This window comes from Streptomyces sp. NPDC049577 (genome assembly GCF_040675635.1).
Lineage (GTDB): Bacteria > Actinomycetota > Actinomycetes > Streptomycetales > Streptomycetaceae > Streptomyces.
Genome location: NZ_JBFAPH010000358.1, coordinates 1 through 6,330, shown reverse-complemented (window position 1 = coordinate 6,330; position 6,330 = coordinate 1). Strand labels below are relative to the sequence as shown.

Genomic DNA, 6,330 nt, shown 5'->3' with positions numbered 1-6,330 from the left:
GCCCTGCTCGCCGCGCCCGCCGCCTTCGCCGCGGACACCCCGGCCAAGGGCGGCGCGACCGCGTCGGCCTCCGCGCCGGCGGCAGGCGGCAAGGCCGCCGACGACGCGCACAGGACCGGGAGCACGCACTCCGCGAGCCCGGCCGCTCCGGGCACGGCGCAGGAGCCGGCCAAGCCGGCGGCGCACGCCTCCGCCACGCCGTCCGGCAAGCCGTCCGCGTCGGCGTCCGCCACGCCGTCCGCCAAGCCGACCGGCCCGGTCGAGTGCCGCGACGGCGACGAGCCGGTCTTCGACGACCAGCTCACCTCGGAGCTGACCGGTCTGCCCTCGAAGGTCGTCGCCGGCAGCGGCTGGCACCCCTTCACGCTGAACCTGGCCAACACCTCGGGCCGCAGCCACGAGCGCGTCGACCTCGGGGTCTTCGCGGCCGCGATCGACGAGAGCAACGGCGAGCCCCAGGCGGGCCACCTCAAGCTGGAGTTCAAGAACCCCGACACCGGCGCCTGGGAGGCCATCTCGCTGCGCCCAGAGGACGAGAACGCCGGCTACACCGCCTCCACCGCCGTCAAGGCCCACACCGCGTACACCCTGGACCTGCGGCTGAGCGTGGACGCGGGCGCGCCCGGTGGGACGGGCTTCGTCATCCAGGTCGGCATGTACGCCAACGGCAAGGGCGAGTGCGTCTACGCCGGCGGCCAGGACGCCTACATGTTCGACATCCTCAAGGCGAACGCGAAGCCCGGCCACGTGCCGGACGCCGAGCCGCGGCCGCAGGGCGGCAGGAAGCCGCTGCCGGCCCAGCCCGTCGGCAACAAGGTGATCACCCCCGTGGGTCACCTCGCCGAGACCGGCTCCTCCTCCGCGACGCCCACCATCGCCATGGTCGGCGGTGCCGCCGTGGTCGTCGGTGCGGGCGCCCTGTTCATGGCCAAGCGCCGCAAGTCCGGCAACACCGCCTGACCGAACCGTTCGTCGCGCGGCGGGACCGGCCGGAACGCCCCCCGCCGCGCACGATCGGCCGACTTCCGCGCACGGCCGGTTCAGCCGCGCAAGGCCGGCTCGGCCGCCGCCGTCACGGTCGCCAGCAGCGTCAGGGCCACGGCCAGGGCCAGCGCCGCCGCCGGGCCCGTCCCCAGACAGAGGACGCCGCCGCACAGCGCCCCCGTGAACATCGCGACGACCGAGACCGTCCGCCGGACCGTGGCCGCTCCCGGTACGTCCATGATCAGACCGGTCACCGTGCGCGTGAGCGCGGTGGTCACCAGATCGGGAACGGCGACCGCGAGCACGACCCCGTTCTGCAGACCCATGCCGCAGGCCAGCAGCGCGAGCAGCGACGCCTCGGCGCTGGTGCCGCGCGCCCCCTGCGCCAGGGCCGACGCGAGGGCCGCGGCCACCAGCGCGGTGTGCACGGCGGTGACCACGGCGAACAGCGATCGTGGCCGGTTCAGGCGCCGGACGAGCCGGCCCGTCGTCCAGGCCCCGACGCAGAAGGCGCCGAGGGACAGCAGCGACGCCCAGGCCGTGTGGATCCGGCTGCCCGCCAGGGCGAACCCGAGGAACACGATGTTCCCCGTCATATTGGCCACGAAGACATGGGACGGCCCCAGAAAGCTGACCGCGTCCACGACGCCGGTGACCACGGTCAGCAGCACCAGCGGGACGGGAAGCGTGCCCCGTGCCTCGTCGGCCTCGGGGGAACTCCCGGGGAAGAGCCACTCGGCGACGCGGCGCAGCGGGTCCCGCACGCGCTCACCCGGCGCGGGCGGTCCGCGGGTCGGTGACGCCGCCGGGACAGGCCAGGTGCGCGGCGTCCCAGCCGGCCAGGCGGGCCGCCGCCCGGTAGACGCTCTCGTAGAACTCCAGCACGGCGCCCACCGGGTCCTCCTCCTCGCGCGCGGCGTCGTAGTCCAGCGTCGCCAGGTGACTGCCCCGCTGCTCGCTCCAGCGGGCCGCCGCCGGCCGCAGCGGCTCGTCGGCCAGCCCCTGCGGCTCCGGCGCGGCGTAGGAGTAGAAGGCGGGCCGGGGGTAGGAGTCGTCGCCGAACCAGAATCCCGCGCTGATGACCTCGCGGGAATACGCCTCGCGGGTCACCGGGTCGACGGCCGCCGGCTGGTCGATCCGCCGGTCGGAGAACCGGGTGGCGGCGATGTCGAAGGTGTGCCAGAAGTGGTGCACCGGGCTGATCTTCCCGGAATAGCCGGCGGAGAACTCCTCCAGCACCAGGCTCACCTGGCTGAGCACCTGCCAGTAGCGGTTGACCCAGAAGGGGTCGTACGCGGCGTGCTCGGTGTCCTCGGCGAACGGCCGTCCCTTGTCGGGCAGATCGAAGGGGTGCGGATGCAGCAGGGTCACGTCGACCCCGAGCGCGTGCAGCGTCTCCAGCGTCCGGCGGTGGAAGTCGGCGACCGACCGTCCGATCAGGGAGAACGACGACGAGGCGCCGTCCAGGGTGCGCACCACCAGCCGGTGGCCGACGAAATCGAAGTCGATCGCGAAGACCGGATTGCCGTCGAACAGGCCCATCGGGCGCGTCGTGACGCCCGAGCCCGTGACGTAGTACGGCACGTTCCACCAGTGGTTGCGCCGTACGCTGCCGGCGAGCCGGATCTTGCCGACGACCTGCGCGAAACGGTGCAGGGTCTCCTTGGAGTCCTTCCAGGCGGAGAGGGGTATCGCGGGGAACATCTCCATGAAGCATCACTCCCCGAGCGAGGCTAGGCGGGCCGGAAGGACGGCGCATCCGGAGAACGGACTACACAGTTCCGGCACGCCGGGGCCGCACCGGGGCCGCACGGACACCGCACCGACACCGCACCGAAAAGGACTGGGCCATCGGGGTGACGGCGCGACAGAATCCCGGCATGATCCGCCACACCGCGGCCGTGCTCGTCGACGACCTGCTCGCCGCCCTCGACCCCCTGCCGTACCCGCGCCGCGCCCGCCACGTCGCCGAGCGTGCCCGGGAGCTGTCCGCGAGCGGCGAGCTGCCCGCGGTGCTGGACGAACTGTCACGGCGCGGGGCCTACGGGCAGGAACTCGCCGCGCTGGCCGCCGGGGCCGCCCGGGAGGCGGGCTGGCTGCGGACGCGGCTGACCGACCCCGACCCCGTCCTGCGCCGCCAGGCCGTCACCGCCGTCCGGCGCGGCCTCGTGCCGGACGGCGATGTGATCCACGCGCTCCAGGACGCGCCCGTCGCCGTCCGGCGCGCACTGATCCGGGCCGTGGTCGGCGGCCGGCGCACCGCGCTCGCCGACGCGCTCGCCCGGCCCGTCCGCGACCGCTGGGGCGACGCCGAGGCGGCCCGGCTGCTGCCCGCCTGCTCGCCGCGGGCCGTCGCCGAGCTGCTGCCCGCCCTGTTCCACGCCGTCACCGGCTGGTGCCGGCTCGCCCGCCGCCACGCGCCGCTGCTCCTGGACGAGGTGGAACGCAGGCTCACCGCGAGCGCCGACGCCGCGCGACGGGGCTGGTGGCTCACCCACGCGGCGGCCGACGCGGCCGCCGCGGAGCACGAACCCGAGCGCGTGCTCGGCCTGCTGGAGCGACTGTGCCCCGGACCGCTGCCCGGACACCTCCACGACCGGCTCCCCCTGCTCGCGACCGTGGACGCCGGCCGCACCCTCAGGCTGCTCCTGGACCCCGACCGCGCACCGGCCGGCCGGCTGTCGCCGAGCCCGGCCCTGCTGCGCGCCCTCGTCCGCCACGACCCGCCCGAACTGGCCGACCTCGCCCGCGCGCTGGGCGGCCAGGAGGACGCGCTCGCACGGCTGCTGCGCCGGCTGCCGCCGTCCCGGCGCGCCGCCTGCTACGACGCCGCCACGGCCGGGCGCGAGACCGCGCACTCCATGCTGTCCGAGAACCTCCTCGACGTGCTGCCGCACGCCCGCCGCCAGGCCGAGGCGCGGCGCATGGCCGCCCGGGCGCGCGAGCGCGGGGAGCCCTGGCAGACGGTGCTCACGTACGTCGCCCATCTGCCCCCGGCACAGGCCCGGCCGGAACTGGCGGCGGCCACCCGCCGTTCCACGGCCGACGAACGGGCCCACGCCTACCGCCTCCTGCTGCGCAACGCCGCCCGTTCCGGCGACCCGGCCGTCCTCAACGACGTCCTGGCGGGCCTGACACGGCTGCGCAACGAACAGGACCCCGTGCGCCACCAGGCGCTCGCCGCGCTGTCGCGCGTCCGCCCCGCCCTCATCACGACCGGCGCCGTACCGCACCTGGAGCGCCTCGCCACCGACGCGTTCGAGGCGCGCGACTGCTCCCACGCCACCCGCTCCGCCCTCGGCGACCTGGCCCGCGCGGTCCTGCGCGAGCACGCCGTGACCGGGGAGCCGGAACCGGCCGGGTGGGCCCTGCGCACCCTGGCCCGGCTCGCCGACGCCGGCCACCTGTGGCTCGACCGGCCCCGGCGCGGACAGGAACGGCGGCTGCTCGACGCGCTGCTGCCCACCCTCGAAGCGCGCGCGGCCAAGGCCGACTTCGCGCTCGCCGTCAGGCTGGCCGACGCGCTCGGCGAGCGCGCGCACGCCCTGCCCGAACTCCAGGACCTGCTGGCCCGGGCGGCCCGGCACGGCGACGACCACACCGCCCGCTACGCCGTCCACGCATGGCTGGACGACCCGAGGACCCGGGACGAGCGGCTGGCCGGCCTCCTCGCCCTCGACCCCTCCTACGCCACCCTGCCCCGCCCCGCCCGGACGCTCACGCTGCGCCGCACGGACCTGCTGGACGCGGTCCTGGGCGACACCCCGCCCTACGGACGCTTCCTCACCGAGGGCAGCCACTGGCTGCCGCCGGTCGGGCCGGCCGCGCGCCGGCTCCTGCCGCGCCAGCGCACCGCCCTCGCCCGGCTGCTGGAACGCGCGGCGGACGACGCCACGCTGCCCGCCTGGCAGCGCGCCGCGGCCATCCGGCAGGCCGCCTGGATCCCCGAGGACGGCACCGCGCTGCTGCGCCGCCTCGCCGACGAGCCCGACGTACCGGTGGCCGAGGCGGCGCTCGCCGCGCTCGCCGCCACGGACCGCCCCGGGGACCATCTGCCCGCCCTCCTCGCCCATGCCGGGGGCGACCGCGCCCGCGTCGCCCTCTACGCCGCCACCCGCGCGAGCCGCTACGTCGCGCCCTCCGAGCTCGCCGGGACGCTGCGCGCCCTGCTGCTGGCCGACGGCGGCGTGAAGGTGACCAGCCGCAAGGAGGCGGCGCGCCTCGCGGCCACCCAGCTGCCCGTGCGGGAGGCAGCCGCCCTGCTCGCCGAGGCCTGCCTCCATCCGGGAGCGCACCACGACGTCCAGGCGGCCGGCGTGGCGTTCACGACCGGACTGCTCGCCTGCGAGGAGGCGTGGGACCTGCTGGAGACCGCCGCCACCGGCCGCCGGGAGCTGCGCCTGGCCCTGTTCCGGACCTTCCCCGGCGACCTGCCGGGACCCTACCGGCCGCGCTACGCCGCGCTGGTACGCACCGCCGGCGACACCGACGACCCGGAGCTCGCCCGCGAGGCCCACGCGGCGCTCGCCCAGTGGGCGCACTGGGCACCCGAGGCCGTCACGACGCTGGTCGCCGCCGTCACCGACCTGGAGAACCGTGCGACCTGGCGGTCGGCCGCCGACGCGCTCCGGAAGGTGGCGATCTTCCCCGGGACCGGCGACCCGGACGCCACGGCGCTCGTCGGCGCTCTGCGCACCCTGATCGCCGCCGACGCCGTTCCCGGCACGGACGACGCCGGGCCCGACCGCGACCGGCCCGCCCGCCGACGCGTCCGCCACCTCGTCGACGGCCTGATCAGCGGCGGCCGGTGGCGCTCGTGCACCGTCGCCCCGGTCGTCCACGCCGTCGCCGAAGTCCTGGCCGCGCACGACGACTTCCTCGCCGAGGCGACAAGGCTGCTGGCCGACATCCTCGACCTGAACGCCGGGGCGCTCGCGCTGACGGACGAACTGACGCGCCTCGCGGTGCTGCACGAGGGCAGGCCGGCCCTCGCCGTCCGCACGGCGGCGACCCTCGCCACGCGCCTGCGGTCGCGCACCGGCGACGAGGAGGCGTACGCCCACGCGGCCCGGGCCCTGACCGAGAACGGCGGCCACGCCGCCGGGCTCTTCGCCGTCACCCTCACCGAGACCGGCGGCCACCGCACGAACTGGGCCGCCCCCTGGCGCGGCCAGCTGAGAACACTCCGCCGCCACGCCCACCCGGACGTACGCGACGCGGCGCTCGCACAGCTCACGGCGCCCGAGTAACCCGGCCCGCGGGCCCGGCGGCCCGGTGCGGACACCACCGGGCCGGTGCGTGGTGGTCGCTCGCCGCCGGGGCGGGAGGGGAACTGCCCGCCGCGAC

The 6,330-nt window shown here is 76.6% G+C and carries 4 protein-coding genes; 2 read left to right on the top strand and 2 right to left on the bottom strand.

Annotation, left to right across the window (positions count from 1 at the left end; genetic code table 11):
- On the top strand, positions 1-960 hold a 960-nt coding region (locus AB0K09_RS28165; protein WP_366068230.1), incomplete at its 5' end, for an LAETG motif-containing sortase-dependent surface protein.
- A gap of 80 nt (positions 961-1,040) precedes the next feature.
- Here the strand turns inward: AB0K09_RS28165 and AB0K09_RS28160 are convergent.
- On the bottom strand, positions 1,041-1,748 hold the full coding sequence (locus tag AB0K09_RS28160) for a YoaK family protein (protein ID WP_366068229.1): 708 nt from the start codon (positions 1,746-1,748) through the stop codon (positions 1,041-1,043).
- Positions 1,749-1,752: 4 nt separating this feature from the next.
- A complete protein-coding gene (locus AB0K09_RS28155) occupies positions 1,753-2,694 on the bottom strand; it encodes a DUF5996 family protein (RefSeq protein ID WP_366068228.1) in 942 nt (313 codons plus the stop codon).
- Positions 2,695-2,864: 170 nt separating this feature from the next.
- Between AB0K09_RS28155 and AB0K09_RS28150 the strand changes: the two genes are divergently transcribed.
- The gene (locus AB0K09_RS28150; protein ID WP_366068227.1) at positions 2,865-6,233 is read left to right on the top strand and encodes a hypothetical protein; all 3,369 of its coding nucleotides are present in this window, start codon (positions 2,865-2,867) and stop codon (positions 6,231-6,233) included.
- The last annotated feature ends 97 nt before the right edge of the window (positions 6,234-6,330 follow it).